This is a genomic window from Methanothermobacter crinale, from assembly GCF_055397825.1.
This window is the reverse complement of record NZ_AP042450.1, coordinates 739,118-760,579: the sequence shown is the minus strand read 5'-3', so window position 1 is coordinate 760,579 and position 21,462 is coordinate 739,118. Positions and strand designations below refer to the sequence as shown.

Here is a 21,462-nt window from a genome sequence, read left to right as displayed (position 1 = left end):
ATGCGGTGAAATTTAGTAATATCGTCCATGACACACAGACCACAGATAAAAAAACACCCACTAGATTGATGAAACCAGAGAAAAAAGCGAAACTAGTGGTACTGCAACCGGTCGGATACCCTTTCATTTGTAATCTTATTGAAACGCCTAAAATAGAAGTTACCAATAATGAACTTTTCGAATTATATGCAAGAGAGCAATGGGATGGCTTCATGGTAACTGAAGGCTCATACCTATTTGACCAGAGACTATTACCAGATTATGCATTCAAGATTATAAGGGCCTACCCAGATAATTCAAAGATTAACAAGAACACTTCCATCGTATTAATAGAAACCGGGAAAATCGAAGATTTCCATGAAGTCCAAAGTAACATTAGAATGGATGATGTTATAGGGCAAGAACACGCAAAGATGAAGTGTAAGATTATAATGAAGTATCTTGAAGATCCGGAAAACTTCAAAGAATGGGCTCCACGGAACGTATTATTCTATGGCACCCCAGGGACGGGTAAAACTATGCTTGCAAAGTCACTCGCCAATGAATTAGACGTCCCATTATACCTCATAAAGGCAACAAGTCTCATAGGGGACCATGTGGGGGATGGTGCCCGTCAAATCCATGAATTATATGAGCTCGCCTCAAAAACGGCCCCATCAGTCATATTCATAGATGAGATAGATGCAATAGGATTAGACAGAAAATATCAATCCATAAGAGGTGACGTGTCAGAGATAGTGAACGCCCTCCTCACAGAAATGGATGGTATAAACGAAAATTATGGAGTAGTCACAATCGGAGCCACAAACAACCCCACACTATTAGACAACGCCCTCAGAAGCCGCTTTGAGGAAGAGATAGAATTCACACTCCCAACAGCTGATGAAAGAAGGGAAATGATAAAAAGGTACGCAGAAACCATGCCACTCGAACTAGAATATCCCATCGAAAAACTAGTGAAACTAACAAAGGGCATGTCAGGAAGAGACATAAAAGAGAAGATATTAAAGAACGCCCTCCACCAGGCCATAGCCGAAGACTCAGATACTATAACAGAGAAACATATCGAAAATGTATTCAAAGATAACAAAAAGGCTGATGATCCAAAGCACATGTTCGCATAACAATCCAACCCTCCCATGATATCATCATCCTTTAAGGGGGTTCTTTTTTTGCATGGATGATGGTGCAATAACCCAAAATAAAATTTTATACAAAATTTTAGTTAAATAATCTTTCACAGGCTCTTATAAGTTCCTTGTCATCGGCTTCGGCGGCTTCACGCAACCTTGATACTATATCATGGAATATCTTATTTACTATAGATCTTGTAAGATCTTCTATTATCTTTTCTTCACCTTCTAATTCGCCTAACATCTTTATTGCCTTTTTCGTCTCTTTTACTCTGATTTCTTCCATGCTTTTGCGTATCTTTGAAATTAGGGGTTCTATTTTTTTATATTTAAGTGAGTTGGATAGTAATCCTAGTTCTTCTTCTATGATCTGCTCTGCTTTCTGGGCTTCTTTTTCGCGTTTTCTGCGATTTTTTTCCGCTATACCCCTCAAGTCGTCGATGTTGAATAGTTTTATCCCCAATTCCTTGACCTTTTCTTCTATGTCCCTTGGGTTTGCTATATCTATCATCGCAACCTTGTCGCGTCTTTCTACTGGTATGGCCTTTTCCACTCTTTCACGGGTTAGTATGTAGTGTGGGGCTGCTGTTGCGCTTATAACCACGTCTGCATCTGATAGCGCCTCATCTAATCTGTTAAATTGTATTGCATATCCTCCAAGTTCTTCTGCGAGTTTAACTGCCCTATCATATGTCCTGTTAGCAACTACTATGGCTTTTAATTGTTTCTCTGCTAAGGCTCTTGCAACTAACGCGCCCATTTCCCCCGCCCCGATGACGAGGACCTTTTTACACTTTAGGTCTCCTTGGACGGACTCTGCGAGTTCTACCGCGGCGGAGCCTATGGAAATTGATCCTTTGTTTATTTGGGTCTTGTTACGGACTAATTGCCCCACATGAACGGCTTTGTTGAAGATTGTGTCGAGGATGGGTCCACATGACCCCCTTTTTAAAGCAGCTATCCTAGCCTCTTTTATTTGGCCCAGTATCTGGTCTTCGCCTATTATCATGGACTCTAACCCTGCCGCTAATCTTAGGAGGTGTTTGAGCGCACTTTGGCCTTTTTCCATGACTATATTTGGGTGGTTTATATCCTGTGGGGGTGCTTTGACTACAAGGTAGTGTTCTATCCTATTACATGTTTTGATGGGGATGTGCTCTTTTATATCCTCTTTTAGTTCATCTAAGATTTTATCGAGTATTTTATCTGCCTTTTCTATCCCCTCAATGTCTGCTATCTTATGATCGACTCTAATATTCAGTATCAGCTAGGATACCCCCATATCTTCTAGGAGAGAGTCTATATATTTTTTAGCCGCTTCTAGATTCCCGTTCTTTAGGTGGGCTTGGATTTTATTGTCTTTGATCAGATCGTAGAGTATTCTGCGCCGTGTTTTTTGATCTGAGATGATCTTTTTAAGTTTGCGGCGCGCATAATCTTGTAATCTTATCTGGAGGATGTCTTCTTCTGTTATTATATCTTCTATCTTGTTTCGTATGACACGGGCCATTATTGGACTTTTGCCATGGGTTGATACTGCTATCTCCACATCATCAGTTGAAAAAGTGATCGGGACGATCAAATCCCCATCTTGGGGTTTGTCAGCTCTGTTTAAGAGTTTCCCTGATGCAAGAGATGCTGCTTTTTCGTTTAGTTTAGGGTTTCCACTTGCGGTTACTATGATGTCCGCCCATTTGATCAGCTTTTCCATTTCCTTTAATGGCTGGTGTATGATGCCCATCTCTTTGAGGTGAGGTTGTATGTTATCTCCGCAGATTGTTACCTCGGCTCCGGCTTCTCGGAACCTTATAGCCCTCCTAGTGGCTACTTCCCCCGAACCCAATATTAAAACTTTTTTGCCATCTAATTTAAAGAATAAGGGCGTCCATGGCATTTCCTATCCCTGTTCGAGGGTTTTCATCCTGAGTATTTTCATAGCAGTTCTAAGGTCGTTTTTGGCTTGTATTAGGGCTTCTCTCGCGTCATCCACTGGAACATTAAAAGCCTCTGCAAGGGCTTTTATGTCCTTTTTATCGATTGTCTCGGCTCTTCCAACTAATTTCTTGGCTAGTTCTTTTTTGAGTTCCATGTATTCGTCTATTGTCATGTTAATTCTTTTCATGACCATGTCTCTGAAGGGGCAGGGTTTGGATGGTTTACAGCACCAGACTAGGGACCCGAAGCAAGTGCCTTCACCTTCACCTAATCTTGTTCTCTTGGCGAATTCTTCTTTTATTGCTATGTATTCTTCAGGTGTTAAGCCTGCATCCTCTAGGGCATATAGTATGGGGCAGGGTTTGATCGGGGGACAGCAAAATGCTAGGGCTCTTTTGTCTCCTCCTCTGCAAACATGTGAAGGCGCATCATCCCATCCCAAGGGTAATCCTCCTAAAAGAATGCAGGTTTATTCTTCTGTTAACATTTTCTCTTTTTCTGGTGGTGTGAGTTCTGTGACTATCTCTTTTGGGTCTCCTGTTTTGATTATTTTACCAGCCCTCATTAGGGATGCCCTATCACATACATCTAGTACGAAATCCATGTCGTGTGATATTACCAGGAATGTCTGGTTTAGTTCTTCTCTCGCCCTTATTATGGAATCTGCAACATGTACCCTTGTTATGGGATCCATTGTACCCGTGGGTTCATCTAGGATGACTATCTTGGGTTCTTTGATAAGTACTTGGGCTAGCGCGACCCTGTGGCGTTCACCACCACTTAATTCATCTGGGAATTTTTCCAGCAAGCTTTCGGCGTAGGATTCGTCGAATCCCACAGCCTTTAGAACATAGAGTGCTTTCATTTTGGCGAATTCCGCGGGTAATTCCAAGCTTATGGCCTCTGTGAGGTTGCCCAGGACCGTCCTATGGGGGTATAGACTGTATTCTTGGTGTAATATGCCAAGGTATGGTGTCACTCTCCCACGCCCTAGGGGTCCCTTTTCTGTCATATCGATCCAATTGTCTCCGAGTCTGACGCATACTTCTCCACTGCTGGGTTCTGTTAGCCCAAACAGTATCCTTGATAGGGTTGTTTTACCAGCGCCACTCAAGCCCACTACCCCGAATATTTCACCTTCGTAGACTGTTAGGTCTACGCCGTCAACTGCTTTCACAACTCCACGTTCAATAGAATAGTAGTGTTTTTTAACATTTCGCATGATTATAAGTGGCTCTGCAACCTCATATTCTTTAACCCTCTCTGGGGTGGGCACTTGTTCCATGAATTTAGCCACTATATCCTCTGGGTCTCCTTCTTCGACTATTTCTCCTTTGTCGATCCATATTAGATGATCTGAGAGGTCTTTCACAACCTCTGGCCAGTGTGATGTTATGATCATCGTTATACCTTTTTCTTTCACACCTTTGACGAGGGCGTCGTGTACGAGTTCTGCTGTTTTAGGGTCGAGCGTCCCTGTGGGTTCGTCTGCCAGGAAGACCATAGGATCCTTTGCAAGTTGCCTTGCGAGGACAACTCTCTGTTTTTCACCCCCACTCAAGTCCCTGGCGACGTGAGTTACCCTGTGGGTCATCTGGGTCATCTCTAATAATTCAAGGGCTTTGTAGATTTTTTCTTCGTAGTCGCCTTCTGTTATTGCTCTTGTTATGTTGTCGATTACTGTGTCATCTTCGTATAATGCGAAGGTTCTTTGGAGCATTATCGCGCTTCGTCTTCTGATTGCGTTGAATGTTTTCTTGTCGGTGTTCCAAAAATCAACATCCCTTAATTCTAGTGTGGCGCCGCATTTGCATTTTTTACCTTCATAGGATGGGGGTTCGACGTGTAGGCATTCTGGGCAGATTGCGACTGTATATATGACCTTTCCTTTATCTGGTTTATACTCCTTCATGCCACGGAGCATGTTAATGAGCACTGATTTCCCAGCACCACTTCTACCTAGAATACCGAGCACAGTACCTTCTTCTATCTCTGTACTGATGTTCTTAATGGCATCTCTTCCTTTGAAGGTTTTCGTAACATTTTCTAGTGTTATAAAAGCCATGAAATCACCCTTTTTTCATACAGATCCGATAAGTAAATATGATAACCTAATTTATATTAAATATTAAACTATATTAAAAGTTTCTAGGATCCACATTTTTTGATTATAATAATGATAGGTCGAATGGTAATTTTCCATTCATAGCAGCCCTTGCAATGGATATGCCATCCGCGCCCGCTTTTAACATCCTCCTCGCAGACTCTAAATCCCTTATAGAATTATTACCTATCAAATCGGCCTTTTTTATCATCTTACTCACCCTATTTACTAGTTTAAGATCTGCACAATCAAAACCGGGTTTCATAGCATCCAAATGGATATAATCCACCCCGCTATTATCTAAAATCCTGACGACCTCCGATTCATCAATTCCAGGTACGTTACCCCTTATCTTAACTGAAACCTTCGAGTCTGATCTTATCACAACCTCTCTTGTGAAATCTTCCAATCTTTCAAAATCCATTAGGAGTGCTTGGCCGCAACCAATACTTGTAAGCTCCTCTTGGCGGCAATGAGCGTTTATCTCCACAACATCAACTTCTTTTATCTTTGAAATTTCTATAATAGGATCTGGCGAAACAGCTCTCAAATTAACAGATACCATAACATCTGCATTGTTTTTTATCAAAGAAGCCTCTTCTTGAATTATATATGGTAATTCATCAGCGCTAAAATCGAATTCCAATCTTCCCCTTTCCATTATCTTTTTGGCGGCTCTTACCGTTGGTTTATCAGCGTTATAGCCGCCTAGTGTAACCATGTTAAAACCATAGGGTGCTAGTTTGAGGCAAAATCTTGCATTGGAAATACCAGCCATGGGGGCTAATACCTTAAGGATCATCGATCATTCCTTCATAAGATGTACTAAATCGTAAGTGAAACCGCCTCTTATTTCTTCAAGTGCAAGATCTGCTAAGTTAGCTGCCTTCTCGGCTGTTGGGGCTTTACCTATACCCGCTTTTAATGCGATGTTTATCTCGTTTTTTATCTCATTTATGATCTTGAGCAGGCCTTCTGGTGCTAGACCATTGCATGGGGACATGAAATTATCTCCACCTATGAAAAATAGTAACGAGCCTTTTTTGATCAATTTTTTCATTAAAAAGTGTTGGACTCGATTAACAACAAAGGACGTGTCATAGGCTGGCATGGTATCAGTGAGTGTTTCTGTTATTCCATTAATGTCAATGTGGGCTATTTGCACAAAACCTTCCTCATTGGCTAAGGTGTCGATTGCGAGCACTTCTTTCCTTTCTTCGGATTGTGCGCCACCATGACTTTGAAGGGCCCTTGTAGCTTTCCTCTGTGCATCATAGGGTGTCTGTGCCGTTCCAACCCCCATACTCACAGTTATTGGGTATCTGTTGCCTATAGATTCTTGTATTTTTAAATGGTCTTCCATGTCCATGCCGTTACTTATGGCGAGCATGTTATCGAATCTCATGAAGAAAACTAGTCCTTGTTTTGCGGCGAATTGTCTTTGAAGGTCAGCGTAAAGTTCTGCTTGTAATATTTGGAGGTCTGATTCTCGCCTGGGGGTGGGGGTTACAGTCCATGGTCCATAATTATCTATTTGGATTAGGGTCATTTGAATCATACTATTTCACCTAAAATTATTCTAGCCAACCGTATTTTGTCTTTGAGATTTTTCATCTTGGTGTTTGTTATCGTAACCTCTTTTATTAGTTTTTCTATTTTTTCTTCTAAATGGGAATCTTTTTTATCAATGACAAATTTGTCTAAGAAATCCGCATAAATTTGGCAAACCCCCATAGAGGAAACCTCATAACCTAAAGCCTTCATGAATTTTGCTGCGGGGCCGCTGAATGGCACTCCACCAGCAATGGGGGAGACTGCAACCACAAAAACTTGTTCCAATGCCTTTTTAACGCCTTTTGTGGAGATTATCGGGCCAATGGAAGTCACTGGATTGGATGGTCCTATGATAACCATCTCTGAATCCTCTATGGACTCTATAACACCAGGTGCTGGTCTGACACTATTATATTGTATGTCAACAACTTTCGGTTCGGACTTTTCTTTGATGAGGAATTGATGGAAGCCCATCAACCCCTTTTCCGTTAATATTTTTATCTCAGAGGACTCGTTACTCATTGGTATTACCCTTGACCTTATACCAAGAGCCTTCCTTTGGATATCTACAGCTTCTGATAGACTATGATCTTCCAATAGTAATGTTTTCTGGATCTTGAATGCACGGTCCTTGTCACCTATCCTTAGAAGTTCGGGGCATCCCAATTTTTTTAACATTTCATGAGTGATAAACGTATCATCTCTTATACCATACCATGTTTCCTCGTTTATAATATCTGCTAAAGTGTAGAGGACTGTGTCAATGTCGGGTGCAACGTATAAGCCTGAGAAATAATCATTCTCTACTGTATTAACTATTACAGTGATCTGGGATGGGTTGATAATCTCTTTCATCCCCTGAAGGAGTTTAGGCGTTCCTGTACCCCCTGATAGTACGGTTATCATTTTAAGGCCCCCCTGTCAACGGAAAACATCCAATTCCCTAGGCCTTAGAAGGTCCTTGGATGTGCCTTCACCCCTGAGATGGTCATGATGATACCCTTTTATTATGACGATGGGTATGCCTTCGTTTGCTTGTCCCATTACCATGGAAGCTGCTGATGCTATCTCATCGGCAACTGCAATCTTTGTTGTTTTCAGACTCTTACCATAGAGGTCTTTCTCCCCTCTCCTATCCCAGATTGGGTTCATGCCAGAAACGCCCACGGCAACCCCAACAGCACCTTCCCTGAAAGGACGTCCCTGGGTATCGGCTATTATAACACTGATGGTCTTACCTAATCTGTCAATTAATGAAGATCTTATTTTTTCTGCTGTAGCATCCGGATCCTCGGGTAGGGGTGTTGCCATCCCCTCTTCAACATTTGATTCATCTATACCAGCATTTGCGCATATAAAGCCATGTTTTGTCTCGGAGATTATGAAGTCATGTCCAACTTTTATTATATCCTCTGATTCTCTCAATATTGCCTCAACTAACCTAGGGTCTTTGCCTGTCTGCTCAGCTAATCTCTTAGCTAGTGATCCTGGTTCTATCCCCTTAAGGTTTATTGTGTTTCCTTCTGCCTTGGATACTATGGTCTCCGCGATAACAATAATATCCCCGTCCTCGATTTTTAAATGTTCCCTCTCAGAGGCTTCGATGATGAGAGTTGCTAGATCGTCACCCTCTTTTATAATGGGGATTGTGGAAAGTCCTATGATTTTTATTTCCAATTGGAGCACCCTAAAGTTTATCTTGGTTAGATGGTGCTAAGTTCCCATTCTCTGATCCCTTTAAAAGCTGCCGCCGCGGTTATTGGATGTGTGAACCTAGAGAATTCTCCCCCATCCATTATATAAGCGGCTGCTTCATCCGCATTCTCCGCCTCGAATTTGACTCTTCGAGGTGTTATATGCTCATATGTGGATATGTAATATGCGCTCCCCCTAGGTACTTTTTGTACTTGGATGCTATGGGGGGTTACTATCCCTATATAGCCTTCACCATCATCTTTTATGGCTGCTGCTATCCTTGGGGTGTTGAGTTCATCCTTTTCATAGTCCATTGTGAACAGAGATAATGCTATAGCATCCCTTATGTTCATACCTATGCTTATCTTATCAGCTATCACATCTGTATGTGAACCATTAGATACTATTGCTGTGTCCCTCACTATCCTTATACAATTGTATGCAATATAGGGGTTTTTGAAGATGTCGGTTTCGTGGCCTTCCTTAGGGATGATCGCAATCCTGTCCTCGAATTTCTTAGCAATCCTATTGGGGAATGATCTGCTCGACACTCTATAAGCAGCGAATACACCATCTTCGCCGCTTCCAACAGCTAATATTCTGCCAAGATACATTATTTATCACCTTTTCTATTGGGTTGGACTCTTAACAGCTTTATCCACTGGGAAACCTGGTGGTGTTTGTATGATTATAAGACCCTCCCTTGGCTTTATTGTTATTTCACCTTCATCTAATACGCGTGTGTGGACTGCGATCGCACTATTTCTTATATATTCTGATTTGTCCATGCCATTAACTGTAACTTTCTTCAAGCCAGAGACGGGGATGAGATAATATTCTGAGGGGCCCAGGGTTTCACTTGGTTCGGGTTTGCCCGAAGAGGAGGATGTCCCCTCGTTGATTCCTTGAAAACTACCTGTTACAACGAGGAAAATGAGTAAGGTGAATAATATGTCTATAAATGGGACGAGGTTGAAGCGTGGATTGGCCCTTTTAATCTTTCTCTTATATCTTTCAACGTCAATGGGCAATATTATCCCTACCAGTTATTGTTTTAGTCTGCTTTCTATTATATCTGCGCTCTTGTTACATTTTTCGAGTATTATATTGTTTATACTCTTTTCTAGCATGCTGGGTTTGAAGGCTACTTGCATGTTTGCTTCGGGTTCGTTGATGGGTTTCACATTAACTATGCCCTCTGATTCTCTGAGGGCTTCCATCACGGCTTCGAGGTTTCCCTCTACTTTGATCTTCATAACTGCGTAATTCCAATTTGTCATCTTTTTTATAAGTTCTATTTTATCTATTTCAGCTTCTATTCTGCCTGTTATGTATGAATAGAATGGTAACAGTAATATTGCGACTGTGAGCCCTGCTATGGTTGTGATAAGGGCTATGTAAATCCCCTGGGCCATTGAAGTGGGGTCTGCGTTAACTCCGAGAACCCTGAATGTGTGCCATATTCCTATGACAGTGCCTATAAGACCTAGTAGTGGTGCGATTTCGATTATTGTCTTGAGGGTGCCGAGGCCACGGGTCATGTTACTCATTTCGACTATGAAAACTCTTTCCATGGCATCTTCGACTTCTGCCTTGTTCCTATAGCCTATTTTAAGAGCTTCCGAGATTATCTTGGAGATCGGGTTTTGGTATTGTCCTATGGCTCTGAGGGCTTCGAGGGCTCCTCCTTTTTCCATGGAATTATTAACGATTCCTATGATCTCTGGTGTGCTGATGCGTGAAATTTTGCGCAGATAATACATTTTTTCTATGGAGAGGGCCAAGCCGTATATTCCTATGAGTGTAATGGCGTAGGTGATTATGCCTCCGCTTTTGAACATTTCTAGTATTGTTGTGATGAGATTTAGTATTGGGTCTGTGATCATCTAAAAACCCCCAGTTTTTTGCATGTTTTTTATTGTGGCCCATGATTTTCTTATGAAATCTGGTAGTCTGTTCATGTCTAGTTGTGATAGGAATTTTTTTGTGAGGGGGTCGTTAGGGTACCCCGAACCGAATTCTACTTTATATTCTCTTTTTATCCTTTCTATTTCTCGTTCTCTTTGATCTTTAGCTACTATTGACGCTGCTGAGACTATTGGATATTTTGTGTCGGCTCTGTGTTCTGCTTTGATGCTTATCTGGTATTTTATTAATTTTTTTATTTCCTTTTCGAATCGTCGGGGTTTTATGTCAACCGAATCTACTATGGCATGGTCTGGCCGTGCCCGGTTGATGATATCTGCAATGGCATTCTTTTCTATTTCGTTGAGGTTAATGCCCTCTTGACGTAGTTTGTCTATGGTTGGAGCGTCTATCCTCTTTATATAATATTTGCTGATTTTTTTTATTTTTTTGGCTAGGTATGTGCGTTTTCTTGGTGTGAGTTTTTTGGAGTCTTTAACTTGGAGCTTTTCAAGTGTTCGTATTTTTTCTTTGGGTAGCATCACACCCGCTATTATGATTGGTCCTATTACGGGTCCTCTACCTGCTTCGTCGATTCCGAGTATGTTCATTGGATCAAGTTTATTTCATGGCTTTTAGTCTTACTTCTGGTTCCAGGGCTCGTGGTTCGGCTGCTACGATGGCCGCGCCCTTTGCCACTACTGTCATGGGGTCTTCTGATATTTTGGCTGGTATGCCCACTTCTTCGTAGATTCTTTCTTTAAGTCCTCTTAGGAGGGAGGTGCCCCCAACTAGTATTGTTTTTTTGTATACTCCTGATATGAGTTCTGGTGATAATCTTTCAAGGACTTTTGATAAAGATTCTATTACTTTTGTTATCACGGGTTCGGCCGCGTCTGCGACTAGTTTTGAATCTATTTCAATTTCTTTTGGCTTGTTTGTTTCCATGCATTTTCCTATTACTGTGGTTTTTTTGTTTTCAATATCGGTTTGTGCATGGACCATCCCTACTTCGATTTTTGCTTTTTCAGCCTCGTGTAGTCCTATTTCGACGTTGTGTTTTTCTTTGACTAGTTCTACTATGTTTTCATCTATGTCATCGCCGCCTATTCGTACTGTTTCAATGTCTGTTATCCCCCCAAGTGATATGACGACGATGTCGCTTGATCCTGCTCCAATGTCAATTACCATGGTACCTGAGGCTTCCGCTATTGGCAATCCTGCGCCTATCGCCGCTGCAAGACCCTCACTTATAACCAGAACGTATTTTATACCCGCCCTTTTGCCGATTTCTTCAACTGCGTTCCTTTCAACTTCTGACGCATTGCCTGGGATGCCTATAACTATCCTGTCAATGGATGATAATTCGCCGGCGCCCATTTCTATTGCGTGGACAATAAGCGCCTCTGCTTGCGCCACGCTCTCAACAACACCCTTTCTAAGTGGTCTGACAGCCACTATATCCTCGGGTGTTCTGCCGAGCATCTTTTTCGCTTCTTCACCCACTGCCAGGACATAGGATGGGTCTTCCTTTTTCACAGCGACTACTGAAGGTATTTTATAAATGTCAAATTTATCCCCTGATGGCTTGGCTATCACGGTATTCAGCGTCCCTAAGTCTATACCAAGGGTGCTTGTGAGTGTTTTGCTTTCTTTTTTTTCTCCTTTTTCCTTTTTTCCGAATGAAAACATTTTAATCCTCCTCTAGAATGTTTTTGAAATCCACAATAAATATATTATTATGGGCTGAGATTTCTTTTATTTTTTCAGCATCTTCACCTCTGGAAACTGATACTAGTAATGTTGTTAGGACAACATCTGTAACTTTAAATAATGGGTCAATAATATCCTTTATAAACTTTGGCAATCTTGCAGTTAAATAAACATCTGCTTCTATAAAACCTGTTGTTTTATCCTCAAGGATTAAATTGAAGTTGGCTTTCTTCTTTTCGGCTTCTCCAACAAATCTTTTGATCAGATTCTCCGGTGCTACGAGAAGTAGGAGATATGGTTCATTTTTAACATAGTATGGTGCTATCTTTAAAAACGCTCCTCCGTTCTCTTTACATATGATTGACAAGTCTCGTATCTTGGCCTCGTCACCATAGAGCATCATCAAATCAAACTTTTTCCTGAGAAATGCCTCCTTAACCGCTACGTGTTCTCTGAAGAGTATTTTAACCTTATCTTTCGATGCTATGGCTTCATAGGCTACGCTGTTAATCGTGTCCTCGTTACCAGCGGCAACACACCATATTTTACCCGAACTCGTGCTCGATACTCGCGCCGCTTGTCGAAGAACCTTGATCTTGCTTTCTATCATTGTCATCACATCACAAGATCTAGATAAGCTTTAAATTTTATCCGGAAATGTAGAGATTAATATCTAATAGACTTTATATATATTTTATTAGTTTCAAAAAAAGAGTATTTTCTACTGGTGATCTGATGCTCGTGAAGGGAGTCCCAAAAAAACTTGGCATAGTTTTAACATTCTCCATCTTCATCTTTCTCCTAGGATATTATATCATAACATTTCTCATCCTATCAATTCTAGCATTTGTAATACAATTTTTCAGGGACCCACAGCGGAAAACACCAGATTCTGAGGGTATAATAGTGGCAGCCGCTGATGGAAGGATCCTTTCCGGGAAAATAGACAAGATAGAAGTAGTGGACTCCTCCTATCCCCTATTGGATAAGATCACAGACGATAATGAAGCCATCCTCGTAAGCACGTTCATGTCCCCATTTGATGTGCATGTTAACAGGGCACCCATCAGTGGGGAGATCATCCACGCCAGCTACTATCCTGGGAAATTTAAAATAGCGAAGGGTAAAATTTTAACAGAAAATGAGAAAAATTTGATGGTCATCGAGGGAAAATATGGTAGGGTAGGGATCATCCAAATAGCAGGTTTCATCGCTAGGAGGATAATACAATATGTAAAAGTGGGTGAAAGGGTGAAAATTGGCACTCGCATAGGCATGATCCGTTTCGGCTCCCGGGTGGATCTTATAATACCCAAGGACTGTGACATTTTAGTTGATATAGGGTCAAAGCCCAAGGCAGGGGAGACAATAATAGCACGATTCCCCACCACACAAACAGAGGAAGAGAGGTTTATAGGCGATGAGAGAATATAAAATACAATACTATATAGAGGTTCCTGACCTATTCTCGATCATGAACGCTTCTTTCGGATTCCTATCAATAATAATGATATTAGAGGGTGGCATGGAGGCTGCTTGTCAGTTAATGTTACTGGCAGTTATTTTTGATTCAATTGATGGGTGGATTGCACGTAAAATAAAAAGAAGGGATGATAAAGGTTTCGGAATGAACGTTGACTCCCTCTCAGATATTACCTCTTTTGGTTTGGCCCCAGCACTCTTCGTATATTCCACAACAAGTTTTCGATACATTAATATATTAGTTGGTCTTCTAATAATGACATGTGGAATATTAAGGCTTTCAAGATTCAATGTAATTGCAAGTGCCAAGAAGAGCACATTCATAGGCTTACCAATACCAGCAATGGCGGTTGTTGTCTCCTCCCTATACCTTAGCGGTATCTTCAATGAACACATCATTCTCATCATAGCGACTATCGTGTCACTTATGATGATAAGTTCCATAGAATATCCAAAGATCAACACGAAAAATGGGGCCATAGTAGTCATACTACTGATACTTACCATATTCACAGGGCTAAAATTGAAAATATTCGCCATGGTACTCTTCATCCTCATCATAGCCTATATATTAACCCCCATCATCTTAAAAATAAAAAATAGGGACAAAAAATGATAGACAAGATAAAAGGGAATAATAATAAGCCCCCAGATCTTCGAAAAAAGGAGAATAACCGGGATATCATGGAAAGAGTGAGGGGGCTTGTGGAAAAATTTACAGGTGCGAAGGAGAAACCATCGGAAAAATCAAAAAAAAGGCCCATGCCCAGGCCCCGCCTAAGAACAAAGAAAAAAGAAGAAGAAAAACCCAGATTAAAAGTGCCTAAGAGGCCCCCTGAAAGAAAACCTGGTTTAACACCACCACCAAAAAAGCCCCCTGGTAGAGGTATACGTCCAAGGATACCGGAAGAGGATCAACGCACCCTTGTAGGAGCCATGGTATTTGGTATAATAATAATAATCATCGTCGCAAGCGGATACTATTTTCTCGTATATCAACCATACCAGCAGACGCTCCAAGCTGCTAAGAACCAGAAACTGGCTGAAGTGGACGCTTACTTCAAGGGGCCGCTCGCCACGGACCCGCAAAAGCAGGCAATCCTCGCCGAGATAGATAGTGGGCAGACACCAGAGGAAGTGCTAGCAGTTGACGTGCTCGGACCCGCAACTAAATCTTGGCGTAAATACCAAAGCCAGGAAATCAACACAAAAAAGGATAGATTCAACAGAGTCATGGTATTGTATAACGTCACTGAAGGGAACCAGACAACGTCAAAGAGGGCTATAATGAAAGTGTCTGACGCCCAGAAAATAGTGAATGAAGCAGATGCAACAGTACTCGCTAATATGGCAATTCAAACCCCTGATACTGTCGCAGTTCCCATCATGATATCAAGGCTGCAAGCCGCCGGCGGACTTATAGGCGTCGGTAGTATGGTGGACATATACCTAAACGTGAACCAGACAGGTAATAATACCACCGTAACTTCACAGGAAACCACACCTAGGATAAGTGGGGCCACAGTACTCGCGATCCTCAGGGCAAAAGATAGTGGTTCTGTTGATGCCAGTATCCTAAGGTCACAGAATATTTCCATGAACACCATGAGCTCTGGGGTTTCAATGGAGAAGAAAACGACCACTGATGTTGAACAGCTCCTGCGGGCAGCTGCAGCAGGTGGCTTGAGCGAAGAGGATATCAGGGCGATCCTGCAAAATTATGGTATAAGGTTGTCCGATTATGAGAGAGCTGCGAACCTTGGAGAACTTGACGCTACATACCTTATAATATTGGAGGTGCCGAGGGACGATGTACCATTTTTAATACAGAACATGAACAGTATAATATTAACTGTTCCGACACAGAACGCGCCTGAATGGATGATCCGCGAATTACGTAGAATTTATGGATAAAATAAAGGGGGTTAAATAGTTGAATAGGCTAAAATATGTGATCTTGATAGGATTATTGGCAATTTTTTTATTTTCGATATTCGCCACGCCCAAAACTGGCTTCGCACAAGAAAACAGAACCGGCGGCGAAACATGGGTTAACCATACCAAAGCCAGTTTACAAATGGATAGCTTTTGGGTGATCATAACAGTGACAGTGAAAAACAAGGCCGACAGACCCTACTACTTCAAGATAGGGCAGGCATACCACGATCACCTCTTTCCAGAAAATGAGACGATAAAATGGGTTATTGATTGGACTGATCCACCCGCGGTGAAAATGGCCAAATCAAGGTTCCCCGAACTTGGCGGAGACTATGGATGGGAAATAGACCCGGGCGAAACAAAGACTGTCTCGTTCAAATTACATGCAGTAGGCGATTTCGGCGATGAACTCAGTTATATCACCCCAGCAAATGAGGATCCAACTTATTATTGGCCCTTGGTAAGTGAACCAGGCCTTTATACTTCATGGTTCTTGCCTAATGAGCTTGAAACATTAAACACTGATCTTAAGATCTTGAATTGGACTGGGACATTTGGTTTCAGCCTAAAGAATATTGATTATGAGCCTGTTTATGGTATAGTCCGGGCGCCTATTGTACCATCAAATTCAAAGCTCACCTACAGTGATCCAAAGGCAACTTTCATTGACTATGAGTCAGTTCAAGGTGCCTATGTTGCAGCATGGGATGTTGCAATACCTGGGCGAAGTTATTCAAACTTTGAATACACCTATCAATGGCCTGCTGGAGGAGAGGAGGGTTACAGCTATTATGGCACGCCTCTCAAGTCCAATTTTAGCGCTGCTGCCGGCGAGTATCTTGGTGGTAACAAGACTACTACAGTTCCTAGTAGAGAGACTGGGATTCCATGGGGTCCATTTATAATAGGTGCTCTGGTTACAGTAGCAGCCATAGCATATACAAGGTTACATTAACATTTCCCCCTTTTTTACATTTTTTTGGTGGAGATCATGAGAATATCAACAGTTCTAGTAATAATTGGCATGTTTATATTATCGCTTTATGCCCTTATTGAAGTGAGTTTTTATGCTTCCGAGATCACCATAAAACAAGAAGAGCCTAATGCTCCCATCGTTGAAATCCCCAGTATTAATTTAACCAAGGATATAAACAATAAATCAGTTTTCTATGGTGTTTATCATGAACCCAAGTCATTTAAGCCTGGGAATGGTACTGTGATACTTTTTGGTCATAGAACCATGTATGGGTCTCCATTCCTTAACTTAGATAAACTAAAAAGGGGTGATAAGGTTTATCTTAATTGGCCCGGGATTGGGAAGGCGGAGTATGTTGTGAACAGGTCTTTCACGGTCCCTGCCTCATATCAAATATCGATATATCAGGGAGATAAGTTATTCCTTATTACTTGTCATCCCATTGGTTCCATGAGTGAAAGGTTGATAGTTGAATGCGATCTTGTAAAGGTTCATCCATTTCAAAAGAATTTGAAGGTGGAGAATCCTAAGAAGTATTATGCACTCCTAATTATCGGAGCTTTTTTTGTGGGGGGCATCTTGATCACCAGAATTTATCCCGTGGTGGAAGATAAGAAGTTTATTTTCATTGCCACGTTAGCTTTGACCCTCTTTCTATTTTTTGGTTATCTTTTCCCAACACCGCCAGAATTTATATCAGAGAAACTTGAGGAATTAAATAATATATTGGGATTTTGGGGATGTCTCATATGAGTCTAGAAGAGTATTTTAAGTGTCTTTCTGATAGGGAGAGAGCCATCTTTGAGGGTGCTATAAGTATGGGCGCCCTTTTTCATCAATTCACCGGCACACCCGTCAATAAAGAGACTCTAAAGTCGCTCAAAGTAGCTATTGAGGATTCTATAAAACTTCAACCTAGTATAGAGGATGTTGAAGTTGAAATAAACCTTGAAGATGAAGATGGGGGGTTTGGCTATGTTTCGCTCGAAGGTAAAATGTTAAATGTTAAAATAATCTCCCGGGTTAGGGATGTTAAGGCTATTATAAGAATGGAATATATTGATGAACTTAACTATCCTCTTATCTATGTGGAGGATGTGAAAGAAGGATAAAGATTATTAAATTCCAAATCAAATGTTTAACTAGTAAGATCGGGAAGGTGTCCTATGATACGCATAGATCCTGAACTCTGCAAAGGATGTAATATATGCATAGAGTTTTGTCCAGAGAAAGTTTATGAAGAATCTGATACATTAAATAAGAGGGGGGTTTACGTCCCAGTACCCGAAAATGAGGATAAATGTAAAAAATGCAAGATCTGTATGTTATTCTGTCCAGATCAAGCCATAGCGGTGGATGAAAATGGTTGAAGAATACTTTATACAGGGAAACCAGGCATGTGCAAGGGGGGCTATAAAAGCCGGTTGCAGATTCTTCGCAGGTTACCCCATAACACCATCAACTGAGATAGCAGAGGAAATGGCCCTACTCTTACCCAGGGAGGGTGGGATCTTCATACAAATGGAGGATGAGATAGGGGCGCTAGGAGCTGTGATAGGAGCTGCTTGGAGCGGCTTGAAGGGGATGACAGCCACCTCAGGCCCTGGATTTTCGCTCATGCAAGAGCATATAGGCTATGCTGCCATGACAGAAACACCCCTAGTAGTTATAGATGTGCAAAGAGGTTCGCCCTCAACAGGCCAGCCTACAATGGCCTCTCAGAGTGACATGATGCAAGCCAGGTGGGGCTCCCATGGAGACTATGAGATCATAGCACTGGCACCATCATCAGTCCAGGAATGCTTCGATTTCACCATAGAGGCGTTTAACCTCTCGGAAAAGTATAGGATACCTGTAATGGTTATGGCTGATGAGATAGTAGGTCACATGCGAGAAAAGATAAGAATCCCAGAAAAGGTGAGGATTACAAGGAGAAAACGGCCGAAAGGAGACCCTGAAGAGTTCATACCATTTAAGGCGGGTGATGGTGAGACAACGGAGATGCCACCATTTGGTGAAGGTTACAAGATCCCTGTAACTGGACTCACGCATGATGAAAGAGGATACCCAGACGCTTCAAACCCAGAGGGCCATGAAAAGCTCGTGAAAAGATTATGTGACAAGATACTAAACCACCGGAAGGATATAGTTAGGGTGAAAAACTCCCATATCGAGGATGCGGATCTTATAGCAATATCATATGGGGCTCCTAGTCGTTCTGTTGCGACAGCTGTGAAGGATTTGAGAAAAGAAGGCCAAAGGGTAGGTTATATGAAGATAGACACTCCATGGCCCTTCCCAGAGGATGAAGTGAGGGAAGTTGCCGAGTCAGCTGATAAATTACTCGTTGTGGAAATGAACCTTGGACAGATCTTCTATGAAGTTCAAAGAGCGGCTAATGGTGTTGCAATGGTCGAACTCCTCCCAAAACTGGGTGGAGAAATACATAACCCGGACGAAATAAAGGCTAAGATAGAATCCATGATCTAGGAGGATCCTCTGATGACCCTTGAAAATCCATTTCTAAAATATCTAAGAAAGGATAGGCTCCCACACATTTTCTGTGCAGGATGTGGTAACGGCATTGTGATGAACACATTCTTTAAAGGCATGGAACTTGCAAACATCGACTTCGAAAATATAGTCCTAGTATCTGGTATCGGTTGCTCTTCAAGGATCCCAGGTTATGTGAAATGCGACTCCCTCCACACAACACATGGAAGGCCAATAGCATTCGCCACAGGACTCAAACTCGGAAACCCGGAACTTGACGTTGTAGTCTTCACAGGCGACGGGGATGCGGCGGCGATCGGTGGTAACCATCTAATCCATGGCGCCAGGAGAAACATCGATCTCACAGTAATCTGTATAAACAATAACATTTATGGCATGACCGGTGGCCAAATAAGTCCAACCTCCCCACGTGGAAGTTATGGTAGCACAGCACCCTATGGGGCCATTGAAACACCCTTTGACTTGGCAGAGCTTGTGAAGGCCGCAGGGGCCAGTTATGTTGCCAGGTGGACTACAGCCCACCCTTTACAACTCGCAAATTCTATTAGAAGAGGCCTTGAAAATAAAGGATTCTCTTTTATAGAAGTGTTATCACAGTGTCCAACATATTTCGGCCGTAAAAATCGTATGAGAACCCCTGTTGAGATGCTAAAGTGGATGAAAGAGAATAGCATAAATAGGAGGAAGGCCCTGAGGATGGAGCCAAAGGAACTGGAAGGTAAAATAATCGTGGGAGATTTTGTAAGAGAAGAGAAGGAAGAGTTAACCACTGTAATCTATGATCTCATCGAGGAGAAGTGTGGTGAAAGGTTCAGATCAATAAAATCGGCTTATAAGGGATGATTGAAGTGAGAAGAGAGATTAGGATCGCAGGTTTCGGGGGTCAAGGTGTAGTGTTGGCAGGGATAGTGATAGGGAAAGCCGCGAGTTTATATGATAAACTCCATGCCGTGCAAACACAATCATACGGCCCCGAGGCGAGAGGTGGCGCGTCGAGATCTGAGGTAGTTATAAGTGACAAGGAAATAGATTATCCAAAGGTGCGAGAACCTGACATATTTGTGGCAATGTCACATGAAGCCCTCATAACCTATTTAGATGATTTGAAAAATGGGGCCACACTCATAGTTGACCCTGATATGATAAAGGAAGAAGAGATAAAAGATTTCATCAAGAAAAAAAAGATAAAATATTACAAGGCCCCGGCTACTAGAACAGCTAAGGAGAAGATAGGCATCCCAATAGTCGCTAACATGGTGATGATAGGAGCCTTCACAAGGGCCACTAGGGTGATCAGTGACCATGCAGCTAAAAGGGCTATAGAGGATAGTGTGCCGTCCGGAACCGAGAAGAAAAATCTCGAAGCATTCGAAGCCGGGAAAAGAATACTAGAGGTGGGGGATCCTAGATGAAGTTATATGAATATAACGCCAAGGAAATTTTCAAGAAGGAGGGCATACCCACACCAGATGGGGGTGTGGCCAATACGCCTAGGGATGTTGAGAAAATAGCTAAAAGATTGGGGAAGCCAGTAGCTATAAAGTCACAGATCCTCGCAGGGGGCAGGGGCAAGGCTGGTGGGATAAGATTCGCTGACAACCCAGAAAATGCTTACAAAGTCGGTGAAGAACTTTTATCCTCCTTGATTAAGGGGGAGAAGATAGAAAGGGTTCTTGTAGAGGAGAAGATCCCCATTGAAGAAGAATTTTACATTAGTGTTATAGTTGACAGGACAATGAAAAAACCCCTTATAATGGCAAGTAGTGAAGGCGGCGTTGAAATAGAAGAACTTGCCCGGAAACATCCGGAAAAGATCGTTAAATATTATGTGGATCCTCTAGGGGAATTCTTACCCTATGAGGCGAGGGAAATCGCCAGAAAAATGGGCATGGAAGGTAAACTCATAAGCGGTGTAGGTGGCATAATCTGGAGACTCTATAATCTTTTCAGAAAGTATGATGCGCTCCTCGCTGAGATAAACCCACTTGTCCTCTCCGGGGATAATTTGGTTGCTGTTGATGCTAAACTCGAAATCGATGATGATTCGATCTTCAGGCACCCTGAATTCAAGAAACAGGAGGAATATGAGGCTAGTGAATTCGCCTTTGTTAAATTGGATGGTAACATAGCAGTTATAGGTAATGGTGCAGGGCTCACATTAACAGCAATGGACCTCATAAAATTACAAGGTGGAGAACCCGCTACCTTCCTAGATATAGGGGGTGGTGCTTCTCCAGAAATCATAAGAAAGGCGATTAACCGTGTAATATCATATCCCAAGGTTGATGTTGTATTCCTAAACGTGCTCGGTGGCATAACAAGGGCGGATGACGTGGCAAAGGGTGTTGTCGAGGCTTTAAGGGATGCTGAACGGGACATACCCCTCGTAATAAGGCTTACAGGTACGAACGAAGAGGAAGGACAGAGAATCCTCAAAGAGGCTGGGATACCATTTGAAACATCACTTGAAAAGGCTGCTGCAAAGGCAGTTGAGGTTGCAAAGAGAGTATAGT

26 protein-coding genes are annotated in these 21,462 nt (G+C 42.1%); 12 read left to right on the top strand and 14 right to left on the bottom strand.

Annotated elements, in window-relative coordinates; genetic code table 11:
- The first annotated feature begins 5 nt into the window (after positions 1 to 5).
- Entirely contained in the window at positions 6 to 1,124 is a 1,119-nt protein-coding gene (locus tag ACZ5XX_RS04510; RefSeq protein ID WP_464586073.1) for an AAA family ATPase, read from the top strand.
- Positions 1,125 to 1,221: 97 nt separating this feature from the next.
- Here ACZ5XX_RS04510 and hemA read toward each other — a convergent pair whose 3' ends face one another.
- From hemA to ACZ5XX_RS04440, 14 genes are all read right to left on the bottom strand, one after another.
- Complete coding sequence (gene hemA / locus ACZ5XX_RS04505; RefSeq protein ID WP_464586228.1) at positions 1,222 to 2,400, bottom strand: glutamyl-tRNA reductase; 1,179 nt, start codon at positions 2,398 to 2,400, stop codon at positions 1,222 to 1,224.
- The gene (locus ACZ5XX_RS04500) at positions 2,401 to 3,027 is read right to left on the bottom strand and encodes a precorrin-2 dehydrogenase/sirohydrochlorin ferrochelatase family protein (RefSeq protein WP_464586070.1); all 627 of its coding nucleotides are present in this window, start codon (positions 3,025 to 3,027) and stop codon (positions 2,401 to 2,403) included.
- A gap of 3 nt (positions 3,028 to 3,030) precedes the next feature.
- Entirely contained in the window at positions 3,031 to 3,510 is a 480-nt protein-coding gene (locus ACZ5XX_RS04495) for a methanogenesis marker 9 domain-containing protein (RefSeq protein ID WP_464586068.1), read from the bottom strand.
- A 27-nt stretch (positions 3,511 to 3,537) separates the two neighbouring features.
- Positions 3,538 to 5,133, bottom strand: a complete 1,596-nt coding sequence (gene atwA / locus ACZ5XX_RS04490; RefSeq protein WP_464586066.1) for a methyl coenzyme M reductase system, component A2 — start codon at positions 5,131 to 5,133, stop codon at positions 3,538 to 3,540.
- Between the two features lie 103 nt (positions 5,134 to 5,236).
- Entirely contained in the window at positions 5,237 to 5,974 is a 738-nt protein-coding gene (locus ACZ5XX_RS04485; RefSeq protein ID WP_464586064.1) for an MJ0144 family RNA dihydrouridine synthase-like protein, read from the bottom strand.
- A gap of 3 nt (positions 5,975 to 5,977) precedes the next feature.
- On the bottom strand, positions 5,978 to 6,730 hold the full coding sequence (locus ACZ5XX_RS04480; RefSeq protein WP_464586062.1) for a GTP cyclohydrolase III: 753 nt from the start codon (positions 6,728 to 6,730) through the stop codon (positions 5,978 to 5,980).
- A complete protein-coding gene (gene cofD, locus ACZ5XX_RS04475) occupies positions 6,727 to 7,632 on the bottom strand; it encodes a 2-phospho-L-lactate transferase (RefSeq protein WP_464586060.1) in 906 nt (301 codons plus the stop codon). Before cofD ends, ACZ5XX_RS04480 begins: the two co-directional genes overlap by 4 nt.
- Positions 7,633 to 7,647: 15 nt before the next feature.
- On the bottom strand, positions 7,648 to 8,412 hold the full coding sequence (locus tag ACZ5XX_RS04470; protein WP_464586058.1) for a coenzyme F420-0:L-glutamate ligase: 765 nt from the start codon (positions 8,410 to 8,412) through the stop codon (positions 7,648 to 7,650).
- A gap of 17 nt (positions 8,413 to 8,429) precedes the next feature.
- The gene (locus ACZ5XX_RS04465) at positions 8,430 to 9,035 is read right to left on the bottom strand and encodes an IMP cyclohydrolase (protein WP_464586056.1); all 606 of its coding nucleotides are present in this window, start codon (positions 9,033 to 9,035) and stop codon (positions 8,430 to 8,432) included.
- A 15-nt stretch (positions 9,036 to 9,050) separates the two neighbouring features.
- Positions 9,051 to 9,452 (bottom strand): ExbD/TolR family protein, encoded by a 402-nt coding sequence (locus ACZ5XX_RS04460; RefSeq protein ID WP_464586054.1) that lies wholly within the window; start codon positions 9,450 to 9,452, stop codon positions 9,051 to 9,053.
- 15 nt (positions 9,453 to 9,467) lie between these two features.
- Complete coding sequence (locus ACZ5XX_RS04455) at positions 9,468 to 10,307, bottom strand: MotA/TolQ/ExbB proton channel family protein (protein ID WP_464586051.1); 840 nt, start codon at positions 10,305 to 10,307, stop codon at positions 9,468 to 9,470.
- Complete coding sequence (gene rnhB / locus ACZ5XX_RS04450) at positions 10,308 to 10,937, bottom strand: ribonuclease HII (RefSeq protein ID WP_464586049.1); 630 nt, start codon at positions 10,935 to 10,937, stop codon at positions 10,308 to 10,310.
- A gap of 10 nt (positions 10,938 to 10,947) precedes the next feature.
- Entirely contained in the window at positions 10,948 to 12,018 is a 1,071-nt protein-coding gene (locus ACZ5XX_RS04445) for a rod shape-determining protein (RefSeq protein ID WP_464586046.1), read from the bottom strand.
- Position 12,019: 1 nt separating this feature from the next.
- The gene (locus ACZ5XX_RS04440) at positions 12,020 to 12,655 is read right to left on the bottom strand and encodes a hypothetical protein (protein WP_464586044.1); all 636 of its coding nucleotides are present in this window, start codon (positions 12,653 to 12,655) and stop codon (positions 12,020 to 12,022) included.
- Positions 12,656 to 12,774: 119 nt separating this feature from the next.
- Between ACZ5XX_RS04440 and ACZ5XX_RS04435 the strand changes: the two genes are divergently transcribed.
- From ACZ5XX_RS04435 to sucC, 11 genes are read left to right on the top strand one after another with little or no spacing between them, the layout of a single operon-like run.
- Entirely contained in the window at positions 12,775 to 13,473 is a 699-nt protein-coding gene (locus tag ACZ5XX_RS04435) for an archaetidylserine decarboxylase (RefSeq protein WP_464586042.1), read from the top strand.
- Complete coding sequence (locus tag ACZ5XX_RS04430; protein WP_464586040.1) at positions 13,460 to 14,137, top strand: archaetidylserine synthase; 678 nt, start codon at positions 13,460 to 13,462, stop codon at positions 14,135 to 14,137. Before ACZ5XX_RS04435 ends, ACZ5XX_RS04430 begins: the two co-directional genes overlap by 14 nt.
- Positions 14,134 to 15,435 carry a DUF515 domain-containing protein gene (locus ACZ5XX_RS04425; protein WP_464586038.1) on the top strand — a complete coding sequence of 434 codons (1,302 nt, stop codon included), beginning with the start codon at positions 14,134 to 14,136 and terminating at the stop codon, positions 15,433 to 15,435. Before ACZ5XX_RS04430 ends, ACZ5XX_RS04425 begins: the two co-directional genes overlap by 4 nt.
- Before the next feature lie 19 nt (positions 15,436 to 15,454).
- The gene (locus ACZ5XX_RS04420; protein WP_464586035.1) at positions 15,455 to 16,414 is read left to right on the top strand and encodes a hypothetical protein; all 960 of its coding nucleotides are present in this window, start codon (positions 15,455 to 15,457) and stop codon (positions 16,412 to 16,414) included.
- 36 nt (positions 16,415 to 16,450) lie between these two features.
- Complete coding sequence (locus ACZ5XX_RS04415) at positions 16,451 to 17,188, top strand: class E sortase (protein WP_464586033.1); 738 nt, start codon at positions 16,451 to 16,453, stop codon at positions 17,186 to 17,188.
- Positions 17,185 to 17,547 carry a dihydroneopterin aldolase family protein gene (locus tag ACZ5XX_RS04410; protein WP_464586226.1) on the top strand — a complete coding sequence of 121 codons (363 nt, stop codon included), beginning with the start codon at positions 17,185 to 17,187 and terminating at the stop codon, positions 17,545 to 17,547. The genes ACZ5XX_RS04415 and ACZ5XX_RS04410 overlap by 4 nt, the downstream gene beginning before the upstream one ends.
- A gap of 54 nt (positions 17,548 to 17,601) precedes the next feature.
- Positions 17,602 to 17,805 (top strand): 4Fe-4S dicluster domain-containing protein, encoded by a 204-nt coding sequence (locus tag ACZ5XX_RS04405; protein ID WP_464586031.1) that lies wholly within the window; start codon positions 17,602 to 17,604, stop codon positions 17,803 to 17,805.
- Positions 17,798 to 18,925: a 2-oxoacid:acceptor oxidoreductase subunit alpha gene (locus ACZ5XX_RS04400; RefSeq protein ID WP_464586029.1), complete on the top strand. Its 1,128-nt coding sequence runs from the start codon at positions 17,798 to 17,800 to the stop codon at positions 18,923 to 18,925. The genes ACZ5XX_RS04405 and ACZ5XX_RS04400 overlap by 8 nt, the downstream gene beginning before the upstream one ends.
- 9 nt (positions 18,926 to 18,934) lie before the next feature.
- The gene (locus ACZ5XX_RS04395) at positions 18,935 to 19,792 is read left to right on the top strand and encodes a 2-oxoacid:ferredoxin oxidoreductase subunit beta (RefSeq protein ID WP_464586224.1); all 858 of its coding nucleotides are present in this window, start codon (positions 18,935 to 18,937) and stop codon (positions 19,790 to 19,792) included.
- A gap of 5 nt (positions 19,793 to 19,797) precedes the next feature.
- Positions 19,798 to 20,361, top strand: coding sequence for a 2-oxoacid:ferredoxin oxidoreductase subunit gamma (locus tag ACZ5XX_RS04390; RefSeq protein ID WP_464586027.1), 564 nt, complete (start codon positions 19,798 to 19,800; stop codon positions 20,359 to 20,361).
- Positions 20,358 to 21,461 carry an ADP-forming succinate--CoA ligase subunit beta gene (gene sucC / locus ACZ5XX_RS04385; protein WP_464586025.1) on the top strand — a complete coding sequence of 368 codons (1,104 nt, stop codon included), beginning with the start codon at positions 20,358 to 20,360 and terminating at the stop codon, positions 21,459 to 21,461. The genes ACZ5XX_RS04390 and sucC overlap by 4 nt, the downstream gene beginning before the upstream one ends.
- Position 21,462 lies beyond the last annotated feature (1 nt).